Source organism: Roseinatronobacter sp. (genome assembly GCF_051859525.1).
Lineage (GTDB): Bacteria > Pseudomonadota > Alphaproteobacteria > Rhodobacterales > Rhodobacteraceae > Roseinatronobacter.
Genome location: NZ_JBHYFM010000001.1, coordinates 272,973 through 296,954 on the forward strand (window position 1 = coordinate 272,973; position 23,982 = coordinate 296,954).

A 23,982-nucleotide genomic window follows, 5' to 3' on the forward strand; every position below is an offset into this window, starting at 1 on the left:
TCCCTGACGGCAATCTGCGCCTGAAACAACCAAACACTACAGCTAAGCCCCGAGGGTCATCATGTTAAAAAACACCAAGACAGCTACACAAATCGCCAGCAGTTTTTCAATTATTATCATCCTGATCGTCGCATTGGGCATGTTTAGCTGGCAACGGCTGACATCAATGACCGGGGCGGTTTCCGAAATCGAAACCGCAACGGACGTGACAATATCTGCCGTTGATCTGGGCCGCGAGGTTACCGAAGCTGGCCTGGCGCTGGAGCAATACAGACGCACGGCCGACCCGGCCGATGCAGAGCGCGTGGCCATCGAAATGCAGCAGGTTCGGGACGCGGCCCAAGCGCTTGCGCAAAGTGGTTTCCGCTCCGGATTGGACATGGCGATCCTGAACGACCGCCATCTGGAGGAGCTTTCGACCTTTGTCGGGTTCTACGACCAGCGCGAGATACTGAAATCCGACCTGCAGGATCTGGGGATCGAGCATCGTCGAAACCTTGGCCGCCTTGTCAGTATTCTGGAAGAGCGTGAGGCCGATTCGGCAGCCTATCTTGCCTTGCGCGCCTCCGAGAATTTTCTTGTCACGCGGGTCCGGGTTGACCGTTTCATTGACGGTATGCCCCCGTCAGAACTCGACACGGCCACCGCGCCATACGAGGCCACGCTCGGCTATCTGTCGCGTCTGGCCACAGCAGGCCTGACCAGCGACGAACGGACGCTTCTTGGTGTTACGCAGCGCGGCCTGGCCGAGTTCTGGGCAAACACCGGTGAAATTCGCGAGGTGGAAATGGCCAGCCGCGCGGCACTGGATGTTGTAAATGCGACCACAACAGAAGTGATGGCGCAACTGGCCCGCGTGCGCGCCGAAGTGTTGGCCGAGGGAACGGCGCTGAAAGAGTCTGCGCATGATCTGATCGACAGGACTGTGTTCTCTGTTCTTGCGGGTGTGGCGTTTGCCGTGATTTTGGGTGCGCTGATTGCCGCAACCTTGTCCTATTCGCTGTCGCGCCGGTTGGGCAATCTTGTTCAGCAGACGACACGTCTGGCAGAAGGTGACCTGTCGGTCGAGATCACGGATGCCGATGGTTCCGGTGATCTTGCGCAAATGGGACGGGCGTTGTCGGTATTCAAAGACAATGCAACTGCGCGACTTCACGCAGAGGAGGAAGCGCGCCGCACGGAAGCACTGGCCAACGAAAAACAAGAACAGGAGCGGCGTCGCCAGACGCGTGTTGTGCGCGATGTGGAAGATGCCTTGACGCGCTTGGCGCAAGGCGAACTGACGCATGCCATCCCGAGCCCCGCGCATGACCCTTTCCCTGCGGAGTATGAGGAACTTCGGTCCGCGTTCAACACAGTTGCAGCAAATCTGGCGGACACGATGTCGCGTATCGTTTCTGTTGCTGAACAGGTTCGCGGTGGATCGGAGGAGATTACATCCGCTGCACAGGATTTGTCAGGTCGTGCTGAAACACAGGCGGCGACGCTGGAGCAATCCGCAGCGGCGCTGAACGAGCTTACGGAAAGTGTGCGTTCGACGGCGGCGCTGGCAAAAACAGCCGAGAATGTGACGCGTGACAACCGCCATATCGCAGAAGAAGGAACCGAGATTGTTCGCGATGCGATTGCGGCAATGCAAAAAATCGAGAAGTCCTCTGACCAGATCAACCGTATCATCGGGGTAATCGATGATATTGCGTTCCAGACCAACCTTCTGGCGTTGAACGCCGGTGTGGAAGCCGCGCGCGCGGGCGAGGCTGGCCGGGGATTTGCCGTGGTTGCGTCGGAAGTCCGCGGTCTTGCCCAGCGTGCCTCGGAATCAGCAAGAGAGATCAAGGGTTTGATCTCGGAGAGCGCACAGCAGGTGGAGGCGGGGTCATCCTTGGTGACACGGACAGGTGGCAGCCTGGAACAGATTCTGCACAAGGCAAAAGATGTGTCCGATCAGGCATCCTCGATCGCGATTGCCGCTGCGGACCAGTCCAGCGCCTTGGGGGAAATCAACTCAGGTGTGAACCAGCTTGATCAGGTGACACAGCAAAACGCCGCTGTGGCAGAGGAAACCAACGCCGCTGCCGGTTCCTTGCAGCAACAGGCCGATATCTTGCTGGGCGAACTGTCCAAATTCAAGTTCAGCAAATCCTCTGGTTCGGTTGCCAATGTGTTGCGGATGCCAAAGGCGGAAAAGGCATCCTCTGTGGTTGGTTTCCAGTCCAAACGCGCGGGAGGAACGCAAGCAGATGGGGCACAGGCCCGGCTGCTTGAGTTCTAAGGCCGCGCATCGCCGCGGAGTGTCAGGACTGGCACTTCGCGATCTGGGGCCAATGCCTGGCAGGATCTGCACTGATCATGGTTGACAGGCCGGTTGCAGCGCGGCGCAGCGTTTGAAAACGGACACGGCCATGCCACCAATAGCGTGGCCGTGTTTTGAATTTTTCTGACCAGCAGTCTGAATTCTGGCCAACGGTCTGGCGCTACGGACATGTCCAAAGCAGTCCTGTTCAATCTTCGCAAGGGCGCAAGATAGACTGGCCTTCTGGGACATCCTGTCCGTCCGGATCGGCGGTTGCGGCGTGCAAGAACCTGTTGCGGGATATTGTGCCATGGACAAGGCAGGGCCGCGGGTAACATGGCCTATGGCCCTGCCCATTTTCCTATGAACTCGTGGATCTGCCCGTGCGTGATCAGGCGCCTGGAACACAAAGGAGAGGCAAGGCAGCCATGCGTCTGACGGCACTTTTGCGCATCAGATAGCACTGCTTGCTTGCAGTTCACGGCGTTCCATTGCACTTGTTAACTGGTGTAGCAGGGCAGGTATGACCCGTGCTGTACTGCGCTTGAAGGCCCCGGTTTTTCGCGGGAGGTGGCAGAAGGAAAGCATGAATGCAAAACCCGGATCAACAGCGCTATGATAAAATAGCGGGCGAACAACCACCTTTTGCACAACATTTCGGTTTGCGTATCCGTCAAGCGCATCCTGATTGCCTGCGCGCAGAGTTCGAGGTGACCGAGGCGCTGGGCAATCGCAATGGTGTGCTTCATGGCGGGGCCATCATGGGGATCGCCGACAATCTGGGCGGCACCGCGACGTTTCTGAACCTTTCAGAGGGGCAGGGGACAACCACGATTGAAAGCAAGACCAATTTCTTGCGGGGTGTCGCAATCGGCGACACGCTTTCGACCGAAACGACACCTGTCCATCGTGGCCGCAGGACACAGATATGGACAACGCGGTTTTTCCGCAGTGACGGCAAGCTGGCAGCGGTTGTCACCCAAACCCAGATGATACTGACCGCCCAAGACCGCAGGTCGTGAGGGGGGCAGCGTCAGGGGGCGCAGCTTTGTTTTCGTTCATGTCGGGGCGTGTTTTCCAGACACGGGACCAGCCCTGAAGACCCCACCCGCATGATGCGCAGTTGACCGCTGTATCCGGCGCGGCTGCGTCAAGATACAAAGATTTTCATCAGCAAAAGACGGCAATTTTGCCGAAAACTTTTAACTTCTGGAAAATTGTCCTAAGTTCTTCTTAACTTATGATGAATACCAAGGAGTCCCTATGTTATTGCGCGTGGTTTTGTGGTGGCTGGCGTTTGCCGTTCCCGTTATGGCGCAAACGGCCTTCACGCCAAGCAATGATGGCGCAGACGCCGTGGTCGAGCGCGATGTTGCTGGCATGCTTGCGGAAATCCTGCGCGATGATGCGGCCCGCGATGCCCTTCTTCGGCAGCTTGAGGCGGCGGCCGAAGGCCCTGCAAGCCCGGCTGCACAGGACACTGCACCACCCCCCCCGCAACAGATGTCATTCGCGCGGCAGGTTGCGGAACAGACGCGGGATGTGGCTGAAAACGCCACCAATATTGCAGTTGGCTTGTTGGGAAATGTGAATGATCTGCTGGGTGTATTCACTGGCGAAAGCCGCGTGAACTGGGCCGAATTGTCTGACGCCGCATTTGCGCTGGCGCTGGTTATGGCGGTCACGATCGGGTTGTTCTTTGGCTTGCGTCATATCGGCCAACGGGTTTTTGCGGCGATGTCACGACGCACCGGGGGCGGCTGGGTGCTGTCTGCGGTCTGGCTGGTCGGGTCAAGCCTGATTGACGCGCTTATTATCTTGCTGGCATGGGGCGGCGGCTACGGGTTCGCGCTGCTGACCGGCGAGGCTGGCAGTATGGATTTCCGCCAAAGCCTGTTTCTGAACGCGTTCCTGCTTGTCGAGATGGGCAAGGTTGTCCTGCGGGGCATTCTGTCCCCGCGCTATGCAAACCTGCGCTTCGCGCCCATGAGCGATGAAACCGCCGCCTATTGGTATTTCTGGAGTTCGCGTCTGGTCAGCCTGCTGGGATATGGCGCGCTGCTGGTCGTGCCAATCATCAACGCGGCGGTGTCATTTGCAGTGGGGCACAGTGTGTTGATATTGCTGGTTGTGACCGCACTGGTCATCACAATGCTGATCATCCTGCAAAGCCGTGATGCCGTCGCAGAGGCGCTGCGCGCCCGCCATCAGCGTGACCCGAGTGATGTGATTGGCCGTATTGAGGCGATGGCAGCAGGCATATGGCACTGGCTGGCGATTGCATATGTCGTGGCGTTGTTCGTTGTCTGGGTGACGCGGCCCACGGATGCGTTGCAATTCATGCTTATGGCCACGCTGAATTCCGTGGTTGCGATTGTCATCGGTGTGCTGGTGATGGCCTTCATATCGCGTGCAATCACGGGCGGAATGCGGGTTCCCGCCGATCTGCGCGCCAAATTGCCCCTGCTGGAGGACCGTTTGAACGCCTTTGTCCCGAGTATCTTGCGCGTGGTACGGGTTCTGGTTGTCATAGCCGTGCTGATTTCCATTGCGCAAAGCTGGCAGTTCATGGACTTCCTGAGTTGGGCCGCATCCGAAGTTGGCCGCGATGTTGTGGGGCGGCTGGCCTCGGCTGCATTCGTGGTTCTGATGGCAATGGCGGTCTGGCTTGCGCTGTCATCTTTTGTCGAATACCGCCTGAATCCGGCTGTGGGCACCATTCCCACCGCACGCGAACGCACATTGCTGGCATTGCTGCGCAATGCCCTGACCATTGCGCTTGTGGTGATTGCATCCATGCTGACATTGGCAGAGCTGGGCGTGAATATTGCGCCACTTCTGGCGGGTGCAGGGGTGTTGGGTCTGGCCATCGGTTTTGGCGCACAAAAGCTGGTTCAGGACATTATCACAGGGGCCTTTATCCAGTTCGAGAACGCCATGAACGAGGGGGATGTCGTGACCGCAGGCGGGACAACCGGCGTGGTTGAAAAGCTGACAGTCCGGTCCGTCGGGCTGCGGGATGTAAGCGGAACCTATCACCTGATTCCGTTCAGTTCGGTTGATATGGTGTCGAATTTCATGAAGGATTTCGCCTTTCATGTGGCCGAGATCGGTGTCGCCTATCGTGAAGATATCACCGAGGTCCGGCGCCTTATGCACCGCGCCTACGACATACTGGCCCAGGGGGAACACGCAAGCGCGATACTGGAACCGCTGGACATTCAGGGCGTGGTGTCGCTGGGGGATTCCGCCGTTGTGGTGCGGGGCCGGATCAAGACACGACCTGGCATGCAATGGGCGGTCGGGCGTGCCTATACCGAGATTGTCAAACAGGTGCTTGATGAGGCCGGTGTGGAAATACCCTTCCCGCATATGACGCTGTATATGGGGCAGGACAAAGACGGCAGCGCCCCGCCATTGAACCTGCATCATGCCTCCGCGCCGAAGGTCATTGCTGCATCGCCCGAGGATGTGGAAAAGCCCGATGCGGTGGGGCAGAACACACAGGCAAAGGGGTCTGATCGCCAGCACAAGGGCCGCACCGACAGCGGTGACCAGATCGCGCGCCACCAACCCGGCGCGGATGAGGCTGAACAAAACTGAACCCAAAGGCGCGACGGTTCCAAACCCGCCGTCGCGCCGGGCCTGCCTGCCAACAGGCCGACTTCAGCAGGCGCATGACGTCGCCATGGCAAGCTGTTCTAACTATGCGTGTAGGGGGAATGGTGGGTGATGAGAGACTCGAACTCCCGACATCTTCGGTGTAAACGAAGCGCTCTACCAACTGAGCTAATCACCCTTACGCACTGCATCTAGCCAGATTCGCGCGCGGCTGCAATATCGGAATGTCACTGTTTTTCGCAAGATTGTGGTTAATTTAATTTTAACGATCTTCTGTGATGCTGTTGACCATGTTTATGCGCATCATCATCGCCGGATTATGTCTTGCGGCATGCGATTCCCCCTCGCCTTGGTTGGCGCATGGCACGTCTACTTCTGTCCATCGGGCGGGTTATGCCATGACGGTCTGGCAGGCTGGTGACCGGGTCGAGGTTATTCGCCATGGCTATGCGCCCCGCCGCGACCAGCCACTGTTGCGTCCTGCCATGGCTGCCGCGATTGTTGATGTTACGGGCTGCCAGATCCGTCAGGGCACGCTGGAAGGCGATAGCGGTGTTTTGCGCGCCATGGTGGATTGCGGGTAGATTGCCCTGCAATCGGCACGAAAAATACCCCAGTTTGCGCCAAATCAAGGTTGCATCGTCACAATCATGGTTGCTGTAGGGCATTCATGTTTCAAGAGGGCGCCATGATTAGAATGTTTCCGTTGATCTACAGTATTGTCGGTGTGACCTGTGCAGGTATTGGCGTGGTTGTCGCGCTGAGTATCGGACAGGACACGTTGCAGCCGATCCTTGCATGGGCTGCTGGTGGTGCGGTGGTTGGTGTGGTTGCCAGCTGGATTATTGCGCGTAAACTGATTGAGAACTGATCAATCGAACCACACGCGCGCGGTCGCTTCAAAGGGGCGCGGGGCCTCGGCATGCAGCCAATGGCCCGCGTCCGGCAGCTTGGCAAATTTTGCGTCCGGAAACAGCGCCTTGATGGCGGGGCGGTGTTCGGGCAGGACATAATCCGACTTTGCCCCGCTCAGGAACAGGGCAGGGCGGGGGAAACTGCCTGTCACATCCTTGGGCCAGCCGGTGATGCGGTCCATCTCCTGCTCCAGCACGTCCAGATTCAGGCGCCAGCGCGGTGGTGACGCGCGCAGGTCCAGTGATTGCAGCAGAAACGCCCGCACACCTGCATCCGCGACACTTGCCGCCAGTGCTGCATCAGCATCCGCGCGGGTCGTCAGCGCGGAAATATCCAGCGCACGCATTGCCGCGATCAGGTGCGACTGACTGTGCCCATAGGTAACGGGTGCGATATCGGCAACCAGCATGCGGTTCACCAGATCGGGCTGCGTCAGCGCCAGAACCATTGCCGCCTTGCCGCCCATGGAATGGCCCAGCACATCCATGCGCGTGCCTTCGGCCTTGATGATCTGCGCCAGATCGCGGGCCAGATCATCATATCCGTGGCTGTCATACCAAGGGCTTTCGCCGTGGTTGCGCATATCCACGCTGACAACCTGCCGGCTGTCTGACAGCCGTTTGGCAATGGCCCCCCAATTGCGCGCAGACCCGAACAGGCCATGCACAACCAGCAGGGGCGGCAGGTCAGTCGGGGTTCCGTTGCGCAGGATGTTCAGCATGGGGCACGGCCTGCGCGTCCGGCGCGCAGGCCCCTTGTATTACAGCTGCGGATAGATGGGGAAGCGGGCGCAAAGCTCTGCAACCTCGGCCTTGACGCGGGCCTCGACAGCGGCGTTGCCATCCTCGCCATGGGCGGCCAGCCCGTCCACCACAGCCACGATCCAGTCCCCGATCTGGCGGAACTCGGCCTCGGTGAAGCCGCGCGTTGTGCCCGCGGGCGAGCCCAGACGAATGCCGCTGGTGACCGTGGGGCTTTCGGTATCAAACGGGATGCCGTTCTTGTTGCAGGTGATATGCGCGCGCCCCAGTGCCTTCTCGGTGGCGTTTCCTTTTACCCCTTTGGGGCGCAGGTCCACCAGCAGCAGATGCGAATCCGTGCCGCCGGTCACAATATCCAGCCCGCCCTTGACCAGTTGATCAGCCAGTGCCTGTGCGTTCTTGATGACCTGTTTCTGGTAATCAATGAACCCCGGTTGCAGCGCCTCGCCAAAGGCGACGGCCTTGGCCGCGATGACATGCATCAGGGGGCCGCCCTGAATGCCGGGGAAAATGGCCGAATTGACCTTCTTGGCGATGGACTCGTCATTGGTCAGGATCATGCCGCCGCGCGGGCCGCGCAGGGTTTTATGCGTGGTGGTGGTGGCCACATGGGCATGCGGGAACGGGCTGGGATACAGCCCCGCAGCCACCAGACCGGCGAAATGGGCCATATCGACCAGCAGGATCGCGCCCACGCTGTCGGCAATCTGGCGCATGCGCGCAAAATCGATGATGCGCGGAATGGCAGACCCGCCCGCGATCAGCATCTTGGGCTGGTGCTCAAGGGCCAGCGCTTCGATCTGGTCGTAATCGATGGCGTAATCTTCCTGCCGCACGCCATATTGCACGGCATTGAACCATTTGCCCGACTGGTTGGGTTTTGCGCCATGCGTCAGGTGACCGCCCGCATCCAGCGACATGCCCAGAATGGTGTCACCCGGTTTCAGTAGGGCAGTGAACACGCCCTGATTGGCCTGCGATCCCGAATTGGGCTGCACATTGGCAAAGCTGCAATCGAACAATTTGCAGGCGCGTTCGATCGCCAGATTTTCGGCCACGTCCACATATTGGCACCCGCCATAGTAACGCCGTCCCGGATACCCTTCGGCATATTTGTTTGTCATCACCGAACCCTGAGCATCCATCACGGCCTTGGAAACAATGTTCTCTGATGCGATCAGTTCGATCTCGTCGCGCTGGCGGCCCAGTTCGGACTGCATTGCGGCAAAAAGTTCCGGATCGCGGCTTTCGATTGTTTCGGTGAAAAAGCCTGTATCGCGTGGTGTCGTATCCATTATGCAGCCTCCGGCAGGGTCTGGTCAGGGGTTTGGGGATCAATTAGCGCAAGAGTGGCCATTGGGAAAGGCTTGATTGCGGCGCAACGGTGCGGTTCAGCGACCCATCTGCCTGCGCGGGTTTCCTATTGGCGCGCTTGGTCCGGCATGGGAACCAGCCCTTGCCAATCGGTGCGGTTACAGGTCACATGGCGCGACGGACCCCGACACCGCAGAGGATAGCATGTCTGCACAAATCGCCTTTCTGGCCAGCGCGGCCCCTGACGCGCAAGCCGCGCTATCGGAGTTGAGCGCGCAATACGGGAATTGCCCGCTGGACAGCGCGGGGGTGATTGTCGCGTTGGGCGGTGACGGGTTCATGTTGCAGACGCTGCATTCCACACAATCGCTGGACACGCCTGTTTATGGCATGAACCGCGGGACTGTGGGCTTCATGATGAATGCCTATCGCACAGACGGGTTGCTGGCGCGGCTGGCACAGGCCGAAATGGCCGTGCTGAACCCCCTGAGGATGAGTGCGACACGCATTGACGGGACCAGCGCCGATGTGCTGGCCATTAACGAAGTGTCGTTGTTGCGGCAGGGCGCGCAGGCTGCGAAGCTGCGGATCGTGGTGGATGGCCGCCAGCGGTTGGATGAATTGGTCTGTGATGGTGTCATCCTCAGCACACCTGCCGGTTCGACCGCTTATAATTATTCCGCACATGGGCCGATCCTGCCCATCGGGTCCGATGTGCTGGCCCTGACGCCGGTGGCCGCCTTCCGGCCAAGGCGGTGGCGCGGGGCGTTGTTGCCCAAGGACAGCCATGTGCGCTTTGAGGTTATCGACCCCGCCAAACGCCCCGTTATGGCCGATGCCGACAGCCGGTCGGTGCGCAATGTGCTAAGTGTCGATATCAGGTCTGACAACCGGATTTCGCACAAGCTGCTGTTCGACCCCGGCCACGGGCTGGAAGAACGCCTGATCCGCGAACAATTTGTCTGATCCCCCAACGCAGGCCGTTAGAGCGTGTCGCATTCATTCGTATTCACGCGACATGCTCTAACATATTGGCTTTGCATGTTCGAGAAGCTCAAAACCGGTTCCCACTTTTGGGCAACATGCTGTAAAAAGCCCCGCGCGCAGGTGCAGCGGGGCTTTCATGTTTGTTGCAGTCTGTGGGCGCATGACTGGCACGCGCCCGCAGCGGCGGCTTACAACAGCGCCTTGACCTTTTGGGCCACATCTTCGGCGGTGATGCCGAACTGCTTGTAAAGTTCGGGCGCGGGCGCAGAGGCACCGAAGCCCTGCATGCCCACAAAACCGGCCTTCTCGCGGCGGCCGCGTTCATCGCACAACCAGCGGTCCCAGCCAAAGCGCACGCCAGCCTCGATTGCCACGCGCACGGGGCCTGCGGGCAGAACCTTGCGGCGGTAGGATTCGGGCTGGTCCTCGAACAATTCCCAGCAGGGGAAGGACACCACCCGCGTGCCGATCCCTTCGGCCTGCAACAAGTCGCGCGCGGCCATGGCGATTTCCACCTCGGACCCTGTTGCCATCAGGATGGCCTGACGCTTGCCCTCAGCGTCCGCCAGCACATAGGCCCCTTGCGCGGTCTGGTTCTTGACCTTGTGATCAAGGCGCAGCGTGGGCAGGTTCTGGCGGCTAAGCGCCAGCACCGACGGCGTGGCCGGTGCGGTCAGCGCGATTTCCCAGGCTTCGGCGGTTTCCACCGTGTCGCAGGGGCGGAACACATAGGTGTTGGGCGTGGCGCGCAACATGGCCAGATGCTCGACCGGCTGGTGGGTTGGCCCGTCTTCGCCAAGGCCGATGGAATCATGCGTCATAACATAGGTCACAGGCGCGCCCATCAGCGCCGACAGGCGCATGGACCCGCGCGCATAATCGGTAAAGCACATGAATGTGCCGCCATAGGGTTTCACGCCGCCATGCAGCATCATGCCGTTCATGGCCGCCGCCATCCCATGTTCGCGAATGCCGTAATAGACATAGCGCCCCTTGCGGTCATCGGCGCTGAACACGCCCAGACCAGCGGTCTTGGTGTTGTTCGACCCTGTCAGGTCGGCTGATCCGCCCATGGTTTCGGGCATGATTTCGTTGACAACCTCCAGCACCATTTCTGATGACTTGCGCGTGGCAACCTTGGGGGCGGTTTCGCTGATCTGCTTTTTCAGCGCGCGGATGGCCGATTCCAGCTTCTTGGGGGCCTCTCCTGCCATGCGGCGGGTGAATTCGGCCTGTTTGGTGCCGGACAGTTTGGCAAAGCGGTCCTGCCATGCGGCACGGGCCTCGGCCCCTTTGGCGCCAATGCTGCGCCATGCGTCCAGAATATCGGCAGGAATGTCGAATGCGCCATGCGGCCAGCCATAGATTTCCTTGGTCGCGGCAATTTCCGCATCGCCAAGGGGGGAACCGTGCGCGCCGTTGGTGTCGGCCTTCTTGGGGCTGCCAAAGCCGATGATGGTTTTGCAATCAATCAGCACGGGACGGTCCGACCCTTTGGCATCGGTCAGGGCGCGGTCAATATCGGCAGGGTCATGCCCGTCACACGACAGCACCTTCCAGCCAGCGGCGGCAAAACGCGCGCGCTGGTCGGTGGAATCCGACAGGCTGACGCGCCCGTCAATGGTAATGTCGTTATTGTCCCACAGCACAATCAGGCGGCCCAGCTTCTGGTGGCCTGCCAGCCCGATGGCTTCGTGGCTGATCCCTTCCATCAGGCAGCCGTCACCCGCGATGACATAGGTGTAGTGGTCCACGATCTTGGGGCCGAATTCGGCGCGCAGCTTTTCCTCGGCCATGGCGAAACCCACAGCGTTGGAAATGCCCTGACCCAGCGGGCCGGTTGTGGTTTCCACGCCCTTCACATGGCCATATTCGGGGTGGCCTGCCGTAATCGCCCCCGACTGGCGGAAGTTCTTGATCTGCTCCAGCGTCATGTCTTCATAGCCGGTCAGAAACAGCAGTGCGTAGATCAGCATGGACCCGTGACCGGCCGACAGGATGAAGCGGTCCCTGTCAGCCCAATCAGGGGCTTTGGGGTCGAATTTCATGTGCTTTTCAAACAGCACGGTCGCCACATCGGCCATGCCCATGGGCATGCCGGGATGGCCTGAATTCGCGGCCTGCACCGCATCCATGGCCAGCGTGCGAATTGCGGTGGCTTTTTTCCAGTGGTCTGGGTTGGCTTGACGAAGGGCGGCAATATCCACAGGCATCGGTCCTTATTGGGGCAATGTTCGCGCTCTCAATAGCAGTCTGGGCCGCAAGTTCAAGCAAAGGCAGCAAGACGCGCAGTATTGGCAGGGCAATGTTGGAAAATCGCCGGTTTGGTTGTAGGCTCCGGAAGATAGCATGGCCTGACTTGCCAGACGTGATTCGGCATGACAAAAAGAAAATTCGGAACAGGGCGACAGAAAGCAGGACATATATGAGCGATATAAAAAATCTGGAGCAGCGCATTCTTCGCGCGCTCGACCGGATTTCGCGTAATGTGGACGCCGTGCGCGCCGCGCCGGTCCAACAGCAGACCCCGCCACCCGCGCAGGACACGTCGGACTTGCGCGCCCAGCTGGACGCGGAACGCGCGAAGAATGCCCAACTGACCGAACGTGTCAACGCGGTCCGCCAGCGTCAGGAAAGTTCCTTTACATCGCTGGAACGCCGTCTGGCCCGCATGACCGAACAACTGGATTTGCAAAGCCTTGAAATGCTGCGACTGAAAAAGGCCAATACCAAACTGATAGAGGCGAACCGCCAGTTGCGCGACGGGCATGAGGCCATGGTGATCGAACCCAGCGCAATCAACCGGTCGCTTCTGGCTGAACTGGAAGCCTTGCGCGCCGAGCGCGCGGCTGACATGGTCGAGATGGAAGATGTACTTGGGGAATTGAAGCCCTTGATCGCGACAGGGGATGACCATGCCTGAGCAGACAATCATTATTGGCCACAAGGAATTTCAGGTCGCCTGCCAACCGGGCGAGGAAGGGTTCCTGCTGGCCGCCGCCGAGATGCTGGACGCCGAGGCGCGGACCCTTCTTGACCAGATCGGCCGCGTTCCCGCAGAACGCATGCTGTTGATGTCGGGCCTGATGCTGGCCGACCGCACTGCGGGCGTCGAAGACAAGCTGAAAGCCGCCGAGGCCGAGCTGGCGTCCCTGCGCGAAGAAATTTCGCGGTTGCATGCGCGCCCCATGCCGGAACCGCGTCATATCGAAGTGCCGGTTGTGCCGCAGGACATAACGGACGCGCTGACCGAACTGGCAGCGCGCGCCGAAGCGGTTGCCGATGATCTGGAGCAGGGCAAGTAAACTTCTATTCTGGTATTATGCAGGGGCTATTGCGCGATATGGCGCAAGGCATCCTGTAATGCTGTACTGAAATCCGGATGGGAATAAATATCGTTATGCCCTGCCGCAATCCGTGCCGTCTGCAGCACGGCACGGTCCGGTGCCTGTAGTCCCGACACCAGCGCATCGGTGCGGGCAGGGGGGATCACCTCGTCACGGGTGGCGGCAAGGATGGCAATCCGCAGCCGCGTGCCCTGCAGATCGGCCAGCAGGTCCATGTCATGGCGCAGCAGCCATTTCACGGGGGCCCATGGCAGGCTGTCGCGTGCCACATTGCGCAGGCTGTCAAAAGGGGTGACCAGGACCAGCCCCTTCACATCTCGGTGCGCGCCCAGATATGCAGCCGCCCCGCCGCCAATGCTGAATCCAACGGGAATAACCCCTGATGCATCAGGTGCCAGATGGTCATAAATCAGCACAGCATCATCGCGCAAGGCGCGCGCAGACGGGCTGCCGGTGCTGGGGGCATAGCCGCGGAAATGGAATGCCGCGACCGTGTGATCGGGGGCGTGTTGGTGCAGAAACAATGCCATGCTTTCGGCGTTCCATGCGTTGCCGCCAAACCCCAACAGCAGGGCCGTATCATTGCGGCGGCCCGGTATGGCGACACCATGCAGCGTGTCGCCGTCAGGGGTTGTCAGTGTCATGCGTGTGGTGTCAACGGGCAGGGACGGGGCCGCCCCCGTCAGCGCGCGCGGAAAAATCATGGCAGTCTGGAACAACGCAAGGCAGGTCACGACCACCGCATAAAGCGCGACCGCAACCAGAACCAGTTTCACGACCCCGCCCATTCCGGCTAGGCCGGAAGCTGGTCGGCGCGGGGCATATGCGGTTTGATGTCAATCAACGGGGTGCCGTCAATCGCATCTATGGCGTCAATCGTGACCTGACCTGCCGCCATGTCCACGGCAACAACCCGCACCACGCCCATGCCAATCGGGTTCGGGCGTGCCGGTGAACGCAGGTTGAATGTGCCAGTGGCCGCATCACGGTGGCGCGGCATCTGCCGGATCAGGTTGCGCGGCGCGCGGTCCATCCAATAGAGTAGCACCAGACCGTCGCCTGCCGCGATCCCGTCCAGCCCCGCAATGAATTGCGGCTTTATCCGCAGCAGGGCGGGTTTGGCCGCTTCGCGCGCTTGGGCGATGTTTTTCGGGCAATCCTCCAGTGACCAGCCGCTATCGATATGGCCGATAAAGGTGATTTCGGCCTGCATGCCCAAAGGCGCGTCAAGCTGTTCTTCGCCCGGACGTGTGGCAAAGCGGCCCGTCATTCGCCCCCGCTTTCATCATCACGTTCAGAACGACCGCGAAACCCTTGGGCAACAACGTATTTTTCCGAACTGTCCGACCGGCTGGCGGGGGGTTTGACATTGGCAACCTTCTTGAAATTCTGCTTCAACAGGTGCTGCAATTCCCCTTCAGCGCCGCCTGCCAGAACCTTGGCCACGAATGTCCCGCCATCTTCCAGCACATCGAAGGCGAAATGGGCCGCAGCTTCGCACAGGGCCATGATGCGCATATGGTCGGTTTGTTTATGTCCGCTGGACGCGGCCGCCATGTCCGACATCACGACATCCGCCCGACCGCCAAGCCATTCCTTGACCTGATCGTCCGCGCCTTCGTCCAGAAAATCCAGCACATGCACTTCGGCACCGGGCAGGGGTTCAACCTCTTGCAAGTCCACGCCCAGCACAGTGCCGATGCGTTTGCCCTTCTTCTCGCCCAGGGCGTTGATCCGCGCGACAGCCACTTGCAGCCAGCCGCCCGGTGCACAGCCCAGATCGACGACCCGTGCGCCGGGCACAAGAAAACGATACTTGTCGTCCAGTTCCAGCAGCTTATAGGCCGCCCGCCCGCGATACCCGTCGCGCCGCGCTGCCGCGACATAGGGGTCGTTCAACTGCCGTTCCAGCCAGCGCGTGGACGACAATTTGCGCCCGCGCGCGGTCTTGACCTTGACCTTCAATTCGCGGCTTCCGCGACCGGATGTATTTGGTGTTTTCATTTGTCTTGCGCCTTTCGTCAGGCTTTCATGTCAAGCGCGCCATCGCGGCTCATCTGCGCGTAAAGCAACCCCTCGCGCAACCCGCGATCGGCCACGGACATGCGTTCTGTGGGCCAGACGCGCATTAATGCGGTCAAAATCGCGGCCCCCGACATGATTTGCGTGTGCCGGTCGCGCCCGATGCTGGGGTCTTGCCTGCGCCCGATGGGCCCAAGCGCCAGATATTCGCGGATGACCTTGTCAACCTGCCCCGAATTCATCACCAGCCCGTCCACCTTGGAGCGGTCATAGCGTTTCAGCCGCAAATAGGACGCCGCAACTGTCGTGATTGTGCCCGATGTGCCGATGATCTGAAACCCTTTATGCTGTTTCAGGTCGCTATAGGGGGTGAAGGCTTCAAGTTGTTCTTCGAAATACCAGCTCATCAAGGCGAAGCGGGCGGCGTCATCGTCCACATCCGCGAAGTAATCCTTGAGTGTTGCCACCCCCAGCGGGACGCTGATCCAGTCAATGACCTGCGGTTTGTCGGGGACGGGGTCGCGGTTGAACGCGCCGCGATACATGCCCATGATGGCGTTGCGCCGCTTTTCGGGGGCGACGCGTGACAGGTCGATCCAGACCAGTTCGGTTGACCCACCGCCAATATCGACCACCAGCAACTGTTCGGTTTCAACCGCCACCAGCGATGCGCAGGACACCACGGCCAGGCGCGCCTCTTCCTCGGCGGTGATGATGTCCAGACGCAAGCCCGTTTCAGCCTGGGCGCGGCGAATGAAATCGCGGCTGTTGCGCGCCCGCCTGCATGCTTCGGTCGCCACAAGGCGCATGCGCGTCACCTTGTGGCGTTCCAGCTTTGCGCGGCAGATACGCAGCGCCTGCAAGGTGCGTTGCATGGGGTGATAGGACAGCAGGCCCGACGATTTCAGGCCGGTGCCAAGTTCGACTGCTTTTGAAAAGCTGTCCACCACTTCGAAGTGCCCGCCATGGGGGCGGGCAATCAACATGCGACAGCTATTCGTCCCCAAATCAAGTGCCGCATATAATTGCGGCGGCCTTGGCTTGGGGTGGCGCGGTGCCTTTGCCGATTTTCGGGCAGCGGCAGCGGGTGCCGCGCCGTGTGTCGAGTTCGGGAAAGCGCCCACGCCTGCGGGACGCTCGGGCGTCATATTTCGCCCTCCAATATCGTGTTGAATTTAACGTAATCAACAGACCTGAAATAAGCAAGTGTTTGCACGCGGCCATGTGGTGGGTAATTCGTTATGCCAGTCATAATGAAGTTGAAATATTTGACGGCAGCGCCCACTCGCTTTTGCGGCGCTTGCGCTGTAGGTCTGACAGGTCGGCACTGCGGGGGCGCTGGTCGCAATCGGGCGGGAATTGTCCGGTCGTGAATGCAAGCATGGCGCACCAGATGCATGAAGGGGAACACATGGCTTCGCTTGTGATTGTTTATTGGCGCGATATTCCGGCACAGGTTATCGCGGGCAAGGGGCGCAAGGCGCATAAGATCCAGCTTTCCGAACGGTTCGAGCAGGCAATCGACCGTTGCGCGATGAAGGTGGGGGCGCGCGATGCCGACGCCTATCTGGCGGAGTGGCGCAAAGCCCCCCCCGTAGAGGTCGCTGGAAGTGATGAAGATGTCGCGAAAGCCACCGCAGACCAGTTGGAAGCGCAGTATGACGCAGACAGGCTGAAGCTGCTGATCGCCAATGATGGTTGGGCGGCGAAGGTCTGATACGAATGACCCGCCCCCGTCTATTGGAGAGCATCATGGCGCTTTTGAATTTCCGCCGCGCGGCACAAACCGGCCAGACCCTTGCGAATACCCAAGAAGTCGAGGCCCTGATGCAGGGCTATTCCATCGAGGTGATGCCGCGCACCGCCGAGAAGATTGCCGATTTCCGCGCCATCCTGCCAGCAGGCACGCGCGTCTATATCGCCCATATCGACGGCACGCCTATCGCGGACATGGTGGCAACCGCCGCACGCCTGCGCGCGGCAGGGATGGAACCGATGCCCCATTTCCCCGCGCGCATCATCAATGACCGTCGGGAACTGGCGGATTGGGTGTCGCGCTATCAAGGGGATGCGGATGTGCGGCAGGCGCTGATGCTGGGCGGCGGTGTCACCACGCCCAAGGGGGCCTATGACAATTCCATGCAATTGCTGGAAACCGGATTGTTTGACAGGTTTGACCGCCTGCATGTCGCGGGCCACCCCGAAGGCAACCGCGATATTGGCGCGGATGGCGGGCATGACATTATCGCGGAGGCGCTGCGCTGGAAGCAGGATTTTGCGCAATCAACCGGCGTGAAAATGGCCATCGTCACCCAATTCGCATTCGAGGCGAAGCCGATTGTGGCATGGGCCGGTGCGCTGCGCGAGCAGGGCATCACATTGCCGGTGCATCTGGGCATCGCCGGTCCTGCGAAATTGCAGACGCTGATCAAATTTGCCATCGCATGCGGTGTCGGCCCGTCCCTGCGTGTGCTGCAAAAACGTGCCAAGGACGTGTCGAAACTGTTGCTGCCGTTTGAACCGACCGAACTGGTGGCCGAACTGGCCGCGCACAAAGCTGCCAACCCTGATTTTGCCGTGGAGCGTTTGCACTTCTTCCCGCTGGGCGGGATCAAGGCCAATGCCGACTGGAATATCGCCAATGGTGGGGCCGCTGCCCGACCGGCGCAACACTGACTGACCCAACAATCCGGAGAGATCATGACCCGCACTGTCCTTGAATCCGCAACCAAAACCGTTGTCATAGGCTTTGACGAGCCGTTTTGCGTGATCGGTGAACGCATCAACCCGACTGGTCGTAAAAAACTGGCCGCCGAGCTGGAACTGGATGACTTCACCACCGTCGAACGCGATGCGCTGGAACAGGTGGCCTGTGGCGCGATGGTGCTGGATGTGAATTCGGGCGCTGTGTTCACCAATAGAATGGCCGATGATCCGCGCTATGCCGACAATAATTTCGTCGAGCCGCCCTTGATGAAAGCCCTGATCGAGCGTGTTCAGGCGGTTGTCGATGTGCCGCTTTGCATTGACAGTTCGGTTCCCGGCGCGTTGGAGCAGGGCTTGCAAGCGGCCAATGGCCGCCCGCTGCTGAATTCCGTCACCGGCGAGGAGGAGCGTCTGGAACTGGTGCTGCCGCTGGTCAAGAAATACAATGTGCCTGTGGTTGCGATTTCCAACGATGATACCGGCATTTCGGAAGACCCCGAAGTGCGTTTTGCCGTGGCCAAGAAGATCGTGGAACGCGCCGCAGATTTCGGCATTCCCGCGCATGATATTGTTGTGGACCCGCTGGTCATGCCCATCGGGGCCATGGCCAGCGCCGGCCGGCAGGTTTTCGCGCTGGTGCGCCGCCTGCGCGAGGAGTTGGGCGTGAATACCACTTGCGGGGCGTCCAATATCAGCTTCGGCCTGCCCAACAGGCACGGCATCAACGCGGCCTTCCTGCCTATGGCGATCGGTGCAGGCATGACCAGTGCCATCATGAACCCCGTCCGCTCGGTCGAGATGGAGGCCATTCGCGCGGCCAACATGCTGATGAACCACGACCCCAATGGTGGCGCGTGGATCGGCCTGTCCAAGGTGCTGGACGCGGTCAAGGATGGGGTCAGTTTTGCGGAAGCGTCCCGCGCCGCAATGGATGCGGGTGCGCGCACAGGCGGGCGGCGTGGCGGGCGCAGGTCGCGCGGGTAGACCGCTTCACCTTGTTAGAGCATGTCGCGTTCATTCGCGGTCACAAGACATGCCCTAACTTATTGGTTTTGCATGTTCGCGAAGCTCAAAACCGGTTCCCACTTTTGAGCAACATGCTCTAGCAGATGAAGTTCGCGTGTTCGCGTAGGCCAGACATAAAAAAAACCCGCCAGATTGGCGGGTTTTTATGTGTTGCTGTTGGGGGTGCGCGCGCGCGTGTTAGCCGGCGCTGGCCGTGCCTTTTTTGGTGTCGGCATAGATGACCAGCGGCGCGGCGTCGGAATTTACGGCTTCTTCGTTCACGACCACTTCGCTGACGTTTTCCAGACTTGGCAGTTCGAACATGGTATCAAGCAAGATATCTTCCATGATTGACCGCAAGCCCCGCGCCCCTGTCTTGCGGGCAATCGCGCGTTTTGCGATCGCGCGCAGGGCCTCGTCCGTGAAGCTCAGGTCCACGCCTTCAATGTCGAACAGTTTCTGATACTGCTTGACCAGCGCGTTCTTGGGTTCTGTCAGGATGGTGACAAGCGCATCTTCGTCCAGATCCATCAATGTGGCGATCACTGGCAAACGGCCTACAAATTCGGGGATCAGGCCGAATTTCAGCAGGTCTTCGGGTTCCAGCGCCTTCAGGGATTCACCGATGGTGCGCGCGCTTTCGTCCTTGACGTCCGCGCCGAAACCGATGGCCGACCCCTTGCCGCGTTGTGCGATAATCCGGTCAAGCCCTGCGAAGGCCCCGCCACAAATGAACAGGATGTTGGTCGTATCCACTTGCAGGAATTCCTGCTGCGGGTGCTTGCGTCCGCCCTGCGGCGGAACGCTGGCGACAGTGCCTTCCATCAGTTTCAGCAACGCCTGCTGCACCCCTTCACCCGATACATCGCGCGTGATGGACGGGTTGTCCGACTTGCGGGTGATCTTGTCGACCTCGTCAATATAGACGATGCCGCGCTGCGCGCGTTCGACATTGTATTCGCTGGATTGCAGCAGCTTCAGGATAATGTTTTCCACATCCTCGCCGACATAGCCCGCTTCGGTCAATGTGGTCGCATCTGCCATGGTGAAGGGCACGTCCAGAATGCGCGCCAGTGTCTGTGCCAGCAATGTCTTGCCGCAGCCTGTGGGGCCGATCAGCAGAATATTGGATTTCGACAATTCCACTTCACCGGATTTGCCAGAGTGGTTCAGGCGTTTGTAGTGGTTGTGAACCGCCACGGACAGAACGCGCTTGGCCTGTTCCTGCCCGATGACATAATCATCCAGCACATTACAGATCTCGCGCGGGCTGGGCACCCCGTCGGTGGTTTTCAGGCCGCCGGTCTTGGTTTCCTCGCGGATGATATCCATGCACAGCTCGACACATTCATCGCAGATGAACACTGTCGGCCCTGCAATCAGTTTGCGCACTTCGTGCTGGCTTTTGCCACAGAAGGAACAATATAGGGTGTTCTTGCTGTCTTTTTCCGATGTTGCCATCACATACCTCTGTGGTCTTGACTGCGGCAGGGGCCTTTTGACCGTATTCGACCTGTCGCATTCGCCGTCTTGTGGTTCAAGGGTAGGTCAGTCGGGGGGCAGGAACAATGCAAAACTGAAAAAAGCCTTACAAAAATCCTGCCTGATCCCGAATTCGTGTCATGCGCTGGCGGTATCCGCGCGCGATGTCACGATTTCGTCAATCAAACCCCAGTCCTTGGCCATTTCGGCGGTCATGAAATTGTCGCGTTCCAGCGCGTCCTCGACCTTTTTCAGGGTCTGGCCGGTATGGCGGACATAAATCTTGTTCAGGCGTTCCTTCAGTTCCAGAATTTCGCGGGCATGGATGGAAATATCCGTTGCCTGCCCCTGAAACCCGCCAGAGGGCTGGTGCACCATGATACGCGAATTCGGCAAGGAGAATCGCATGCCCTTCTCGCCCGCTGCCAGCAAGAGTGACCCCATGCTTGCCGCTTGCCCGACAACAAGGGTCGATACTTTGGGCTTGATGTATTGCATCGTGTCATAAATCGACAGGCCCGAGGTGACGACACCGCCGGGGCTGTTGATATACATGCTGATTTCCTTGGACGGGTTTTCCGCTTCCAGATGCAGCAACTGCGCGACAATCAGGCTGGCCATGCCATCATGCACAGGGCCGGTGACGAAGATGATGCGTTCCTTCAGCAGCCTTGAAAAAATGTCATAGGCCCGTTCCCCGCGGCTGGTCTGTTCGACGACCATGGGGACAAGGTTCATGTATGTTTCGATCGGATCTTGCATTACGCCTGCCTTTGTGTGGACCTGTTCGGGTCATGGATACCATAAATAGGTTGCATGAATCTTAGTCCTGCGCTTGGGGGGCCGCAAGGGGCAGGCGGGAATTTGTCTGCGGCGTGGCGTGCCAGCTTACGCCAGTGCCTTGCCAAGGCGCGGCAGTCTGGCCCGTTTCAGCAGCGGGCGCAGCGGCTGCGCGCGTCCTGATGCGGCCTCGGTCGCGGTGCGGGCGGCGTGGACGGCCTGTTCGACAATGGCGGGGCGGTCCAGCCACAGTTCCATCAGGAACGTATCGGGGCTTTGGGCCACGACCCCGTGAACATGCAGCGCGCGTGCAGGAAAATCGCGCAAGTTCAGTGTAATGATGCAATCAGCGTTGGTGGTGACGGCGGTTGCCAGCACATGTTTGTCCGCCGCGTCGGGCAGGTCAAGGCGGGCTTCCAGGTCCGGATCGGCGGGAATTTCGGCCATGGGCCACAGGCTGCGCAGCTGGGCTATTTCGCCTGCGGCGATTGTTGCGCCCGCCGGTCCCAGCCGTGCCGCCGCGTGCTGCCATTCCGCAAGAATGCGCGCCGACCAAAGCGGGGCGTAGCCGCCGCGCGCGGCCACACCGACAAGGATTTCGCGCAAAACTGTGGGATACAGCACGCAGGCATCCAGAACCGCGCGCATCAATCCAGCCGGAAGAAAACAGCCTTCAGGTAACCGCTTTCGGCCAGTTGCGGCAGTTGCGGGTGATCTGCCCCGCCAAAGCCTGTGTGAATCAGCTGCCCGCGCCGCCCTGCGCGCCCGATCCCGCGTGCGCTGGCATTGCGAAAACTGTTCAGGTCCGCCGCGTGTGAACACGAACACAGCCCCAGATAGCCCCCCGGTGCCACCAGCGGCGCTGCCAGACGCGCAACACGTTCATAGGCGCGCAGCCCCTTGTCCAGTGCCGGTTTGCTGGGCGCAAATGCGGGCGGGTCGCAGACCACCAGATCGAATTGCGCCCCTTCAGCAGCCAGCGCTTCCATCACGCCGAAGGCATCGCCCTGACGGGTCTGGAAGCGGTCATCCAGCCCGCTGAAGCTGGCCCCTTGCTGGGCCAGTTCCAGCGCGGGCGCAGAACTGTCCACCGCTAGCGCGGATGCGGCACCTTGCGCCAGTGCGGCCAGGGCAAACCCGCCGACATGTGAAAACACGTCCAGAACCCGCGCACCCCCCGCCAGCCTTGCGGCAAAGGCGTGGTTGTCGCGCTGGTCGAAAAACAGCCCCGTTTTCTGCCCGCCCAGCAAATCGGCCATATAGGTGGCGCCATTCATCTGCACAGGCACGGCCCCGTTCAGCGCGCCGCAATACAGGCCGGTTTCTTCGTCCAGCCCTTCCAGCGCGCGCGACCGGCCGCTGGCATTCTTGACGATGATGGACACGCCGGTCACCTGCTGAAGCGCTTGCGCCAGAAGCGCAAACTGTGCGTCTGCCCATGCGGCATTGGGCTGGATGACCGCCGCGTCGCCAAAGCGGTCAATCACCACACCGGGCAGGCCGTCAGCCTCGGCATGGGCCAGCCGGTAGAAGGGCGCGTCATACAGACGGGTGCGCAGCTCCAGCGCGCGGGAAATGCGCGCGGCAAGCCAGTCGCAGGTGATTTCCGCGTCGGGGTCACGGTCCATCATGCGTGCAATGATCTTCGAGGCGGGATTGACGGTCACCAGCCCCAAGGCCCGCCCGTCAGCATCCTCCAGCCTTGCGAAGCTGCCCGCGGGCAGGGCGCGGGTGCGCCTGTCGGTGACCAGTTCATTGGCAAAGACCCAAGGGAAGCCGTGGCGGATTGCGCGGGCTTCCGCTTTGGGTTTCAGGCGGATGACGGAGTGTTTTGACATGTTGCGCACCTTTTCGCATTCAGCGTCAGCCCTACGCCAGCAACCGGCAAGAGGGAAGGGCGGCTGTGCCCTGAACAGGCAGTCAAGTGGCTGAATGTTGCCAATCGGGGGCGAAAAGCTGCAAAAGCACATGGTTTCAATGGCTATTGGTTATTCCTTCGCATGGAGTTTCATCCTATAGTCACTGGAAAAATGCGTAAGCGCGCATCTGCCACCGCGACAGCGCGGGGACGTGCTGCGCCTGTTAACGGGGGTGACATAAATGATTCGTTCGGAACTGATCCAGATAATAGCTGATGAAAACCCGCATCTGTTCCAGCGCGATGTCGAGCGAATTGTGAACACGATCTTCGAGGAGATCACAGAAGCGCTTGCGCGCGGCGAGCGTGTGGAACTGCGCGGGTTTGGCGCGTTCTCGGTCAAGAAACGCGATGCGCGTATCGGACGCAACCCGCGGACCGGCGAGAGTGTGAGGGTTGAAGAAAAGGCCGTGCCGTTTTTCAAGACCGGCAAGTTGCTGCGCGACCGGCTGAACGGGATTGAGGAATAACCATGCTGACCTATTTGCGCTATGCAATATTGACCATCATCGCACTGGTGCTGCTGACAATCGCGCTGGCCAACCGCACCGTTGTGACGGTGCAGCTTTTGCCTGATACGCTGGCCGGGGTGACAGGGTTCAACCTGTCCGTCACGCTGCCACTGTTTATCATCCTTGGTCTGGCAATCGGTTTCGGGCTGCTGTTGGGGTTTGTGTGGGAATGGGTGCGCGAGCACGGCTACCGCAGCGAGGCGGCACGCGCCCGCCGCGAGGCGCAAGCCTTGCGCGCCGATCTGCAACGCGTTGAGACCATTGCACCGCAAACACGCAAGGACGATGTGCTTGCGGTTCTTGAGGCGCGCTGAGGGCG

At 60.1% G+C, this 23,982-nt stretch carries 24 protein-coding genes and 1 tRNA gene; 13 read left to right on the plus strand and 12 right to left on the minus strand.

Features of this window, described 5'->3' with window-relative positions; translation table 11 throughout:
- The first annotated feature begins 61 nt into the window (after positions 1-61).
- The 3 genes from ACTIE1_RS01320 (at position 62) to ACTIE1_RS01330 (ending at position 5,896) form a co-directional block, all read left to right on the plus strand.
- Positions 62-2,272 carry a methyl-accepting chemotaxis protein gene (locus tag ACTIE1_RS01320; protein ID WP_439563233.1) on the plus strand — a complete coding sequence of 737 codons (2,211 nt, stop codon included), beginning with the start codon at positions 62-64 and terminating at the stop codon, positions 2,270-2,272.
- A gap of 611 nt (positions 2,273-2,883) precedes the next feature.
- Positions 2,884-3,315 carry a PaaI family thioesterase gene (locus tag ACTIE1_RS01325; protein WP_439560179.1) on the plus strand — a complete coding sequence of 144 codons (432 nt, stop codon included), beginning with the start codon at positions 2,884-2,886 and terminating at the stop codon, positions 3,313-3,315.
- 241 nt (positions 3,316-3,556) lie between these two features.
- The gene (locus ACTIE1_RS01330) at positions 3,557-5,896 is read left to right on the plus strand and encodes a mechanosensitive ion channel domain-containing protein (protein ID WP_439560178.1); all 2,340 of its coding nucleotides are present in this window, start codon (positions 3,557-3,559) and stop codon (positions 5,894-5,896) included.
- 120 nt (positions 5,897-6,016) lie between these two features.
- Here the strand turns inward: ACTIE1_RS01330 and ACTIE1_RS01335 are convergent.
- Positions 6,017-6,092 (minus strand) — tRNA-Val (locus tag ACTIE1_RS01335).
- 220 nt (positions 6,093-6,312) lie between these two features.
- Here ACTIE1_RS01335 and ACTIE1_RS01340 point away from each other — a divergent pair.
- Both ACTIE1_RS01340 and ACTIE1_RS01345 read left to right on the plus strand, forming a co-directional pair.
- The gene (locus ACTIE1_RS01340; protein ID WP_439560177.1) at positions 6,313-6,498 is read left to right on the plus strand and encodes a hypothetical protein; all 186 of its coding nucleotides are present in this window, start codon (positions 6,313-6,315) and stop codon (positions 6,496-6,498) included.
- Positions 6,499-6,602: 104 nt separating this feature from the next.
- Positions 6,603-6,785 carry a CTP synthetase gene (locus ACTIE1_RS01345; RefSeq protein WP_439560176.1) on the plus strand — a complete coding sequence of 61 codons (183 nt, stop codon included), beginning with the start codon at positions 6,603-6,605 and terminating at the stop codon, positions 6,783-6,785.
- On the opposite strand, the gene ACTIE1_RS01350 is transcribed toward ACTIE1_RS01345, so the two are convergent.
- Both ACTIE1_RS01350 and glyA read right to left on the minus strand, forming a co-directional pair.
- Positions 6,786-7,550 carry an alpha/beta fold hydrolase gene (locus tag ACTIE1_RS01350; protein WP_439560175.1) on the minus strand — a complete coding sequence of 255 codons (765 nt, stop codon included), beginning with the start codon at positions 7,548-7,550 and terminating at the stop codon, positions 6,786-6,788.
- Between the two features lie 39 nt (positions 7,551-7,589).
- Complete coding sequence (gene glyA, locus ACTIE1_RS01355; RefSeq protein WP_439560174.1) at positions 7,590-8,885, minus strand: serine hydroxymethyltransferase; 1,296 nt, start codon at positions 8,883-8,885, stop codon at positions 7,590-7,592.
- A 223-nt stretch (positions 8,886-9,108) separates the two neighbouring features.
- Between glyA and ACTIE1_RS01360 the strand changes: the two genes are divergently transcribed.
- On the plus strand, positions 9,109-9,870 hold the full coding sequence (locus tag ACTIE1_RS01360; protein ID WP_439560173.1) for an NAD kinase: 762 nt from the start codon (positions 9,109-9,111) through the stop codon (positions 9,868-9,870).
- Between the two features lie 209 nt (positions 9,871-10,079).
- Here the strand turns inward: ACTIE1_RS01360 and tkt are convergent, their stop codons facing one another.
- Complete coding sequence (gene tkt, locus ACTIE1_RS01365; RefSeq protein ID WP_439560172.1) at positions 10,080-12,098, minus strand: transketolase; 2,019 nt, start codon at positions 12,096-12,098, stop codon at positions 10,080-10,082.
- Between the two features lie 218 nt (positions 12,099-12,316).
- Between tkt and ACTIE1_RS01370 the strand changes: the two genes are divergently transcribed.
- Together ACTIE1_RS01370 and ACTIE1_RS01375 are read left to right on the plus strand one after the other, a co-directional pair.
- The gene (locus tag ACTIE1_RS01370) at positions 12,317-12,814 is read left to right on the plus strand and encodes a hypothetical protein (RefSeq protein WP_439560171.1); all 498 of its coding nucleotides are present in this window, start codon (positions 12,317-12,319) and stop codon (positions 12,812-12,814) included.
- Positions 12,807-13,196, plus strand: coding sequence for a cell division protein ZapA (locus ACTIE1_RS01375; RefSeq protein ID WP_439560170.1), 390 nt, complete (start codon positions 12,807-12,809; stop codon positions 13,194-13,196). Before ACTIE1_RS01370 ends, ACTIE1_RS01375 begins: the two co-directional genes overlap by 8 nt.
- Before the next feature lie 26 nt (positions 13,197-13,222).
- On the opposite strand, the gene ACTIE1_RS01380 is transcribed toward ACTIE1_RS01375, so the two are convergent.
- Genes ACTIE1_RS01380 through ACTIE1_RS01395 form a run of 4 tightly spaced genes read right to left on the minus strand, consistent with a single transcriptional unit; the run spans position 13,223 to position 16,408 of the window.
- Entirely contained in the window at positions 13,223-14,014 is a 792-nt protein-coding gene (locus ACTIE1_RS01380; RefSeq protein ID WP_439560169.1) for a hypothetical protein, read from the minus strand.
- A 17-nt stretch (positions 14,015-14,031) separates the two neighbouring features.
- On the minus strand, positions 14,032-14,508 hold the full coding sequence (locus ACTIE1_RS01385) for a TrmO family methyltransferase domain-containing protein (protein ID WP_439560168.1): 477 nt from the start codon (positions 14,506-14,508) through the stop codon (positions 14,032-14,034).
- Positions 14,505-15,242, minus strand: a complete 738-nt coding sequence (locus ACTIE1_RS01390) for an RlmE family RNA methyltransferase (RefSeq protein WP_439560167.1) — start codon at positions 15,240-15,242, stop codon at positions 14,505-14,507. Before ACTIE1_RS01390 ends, ACTIE1_RS01385 begins: the two co-directional genes overlap by 4 nt.
- A gap of 17 nt (positions 15,243-15,259) precedes the next feature.
- Positions 15,260-16,408: a Ppx/GppA phosphatase family protein gene (locus tag ACTIE1_RS01395; protein WP_439560166.1), complete on the minus strand. Its 1,149-nt coding sequence runs from the start codon at positions 16,406-16,408 to the stop codon at positions 15,260-15,262.
- Between the two features lie 263 nt (positions 16,409-16,671).
- Here ACTIE1_RS01395 and ACTIE1_RS01400 point away from each other — a divergent pair, with 263 nt between their 5' ends.
- The 3 genes from ACTIE1_RS01400 to ACTIE1_RS01410 are packed head-to-tail and all read left to right on the plus strand — an operon-like array spanning position 16,672 to position 18,950.
- Positions 16,672-16,977 (plus strand): virulence factor, encoded by a 306-nt coding sequence (locus ACTIE1_RS01400; RefSeq protein WP_439560165.1) that lies wholly within the window; start codon positions 16,672-16,674, stop codon positions 16,975-16,977.
- A gap of 5 nt (positions 16,978-16,982) precedes the next feature.
- Positions 16,983-17,936 carry a methylenetetrahydrofolate reductase gene (locus tag ACTIE1_RS01405; RefSeq protein WP_439560164.1) on the plus strand — a complete coding sequence of 318 codons (954 nt, stop codon included), beginning with the start codon at positions 16,983-16,985 and terminating at the stop codon, positions 17,934-17,936.
- A gap of 24 nt (positions 17,937-17,960) precedes the next feature.
- A complete protein-coding gene (locus tag ACTIE1_RS01410) occupies positions 17,961-18,950 on the plus strand; it encodes a methyltetrahydrofolate cobalamin methyltransferase (protein ID WP_439560163.1) in 990 nt (329 codons plus the stop codon).
- A 219-nt stretch (positions 18,951-19,169) separates the two neighbouring features.
- Here ACTIE1_RS01410 and clpX read toward each other — a convergent pair whose 3' ends face one another.
- The 4 genes from clpX to ACTIE1_RS01430 all read right to left on the minus strand — a co-directional run bounded on the left by clpX (position 19,170) and on the right by ACTIE1_RS01430 (position 23,071).
- On the minus strand, positions 19,170-20,432 hold the full coding sequence (clpX, locus tag ACTIE1_RS01415; RefSeq protein ID WP_439560162.1) for an ATP-dependent Clp protease ATP-binding subunit ClpX: 1,263 nt from the start codon (positions 20,430-20,432) through the stop codon (positions 19,170-19,172).
- 159 nt (positions 20,433-20,591) lie between these two features.
- A complete protein-coding gene (gene clpP, locus ACTIE1_RS01420) occupies positions 20,592-21,215 on the minus strand; it encodes an ATP-dependent Clp endopeptidase proteolytic subunit ClpP (protein WP_439560161.1) in 624 nt (207 codons plus the stop codon).
- 126 nt (positions 21,216-21,341) lie between these two features.
- Positions 21,342-21,881 carry an RSP_2648 family PIN domain-containing protein gene (locus tag ACTIE1_RS01425; protein WP_439560160.1) on the minus strand — a complete coding sequence of 180 codons (540 nt, stop codon included), beginning with the start codon at positions 21,879-21,881 and terminating at the stop codon, positions 21,342-21,344.
- Positions 21,881-23,071 carry an RSP_2647 family RNA methyltransferase gene (locus ACTIE1_RS01430; RefSeq protein WP_439560159.1) on the minus strand — a complete coding sequence of 397 codons (1,191 nt, stop codon included), beginning with the start codon at positions 23,069-23,071 and terminating at the stop codon, positions 21,881-21,883. Before ACTIE1_RS01430 ends, ACTIE1_RS01425 begins: the two co-directional genes overlap by 1 nt.
- Positions 23,072-23,333: 262 nt before the next feature.
- On the opposite strand from ACTIE1_RS01430, the gene ihfB reads away from it, so the two are divergent.
- Positions 23,334-23,621 carry an integration host factor subunit beta gene (gene ihfB, locus ACTIE1_RS01435; protein WP_439560158.1) on the plus strand — a complete coding sequence of 96 codons (288 nt, stop codon included), beginning with the start codon at positions 23,334-23,336 and terminating at the stop codon, positions 23,619-23,621.
- A gap of 2 nt (positions 23,622-23,623) precedes the next feature.
- Positions 23,624-23,977: a lipopolysaccharide assembly protein LapA domain-containing protein gene (locus ACTIE1_RS01440; RefSeq protein ID WP_439560157.1), complete on the plus strand. Its 354-nt coding sequence runs from the start codon at positions 23,624-23,626 to the stop codon at positions 23,975-23,977.
- The last annotated feature ends 5 nt before the right edge of the window (positions 23,978-23,982 follow it).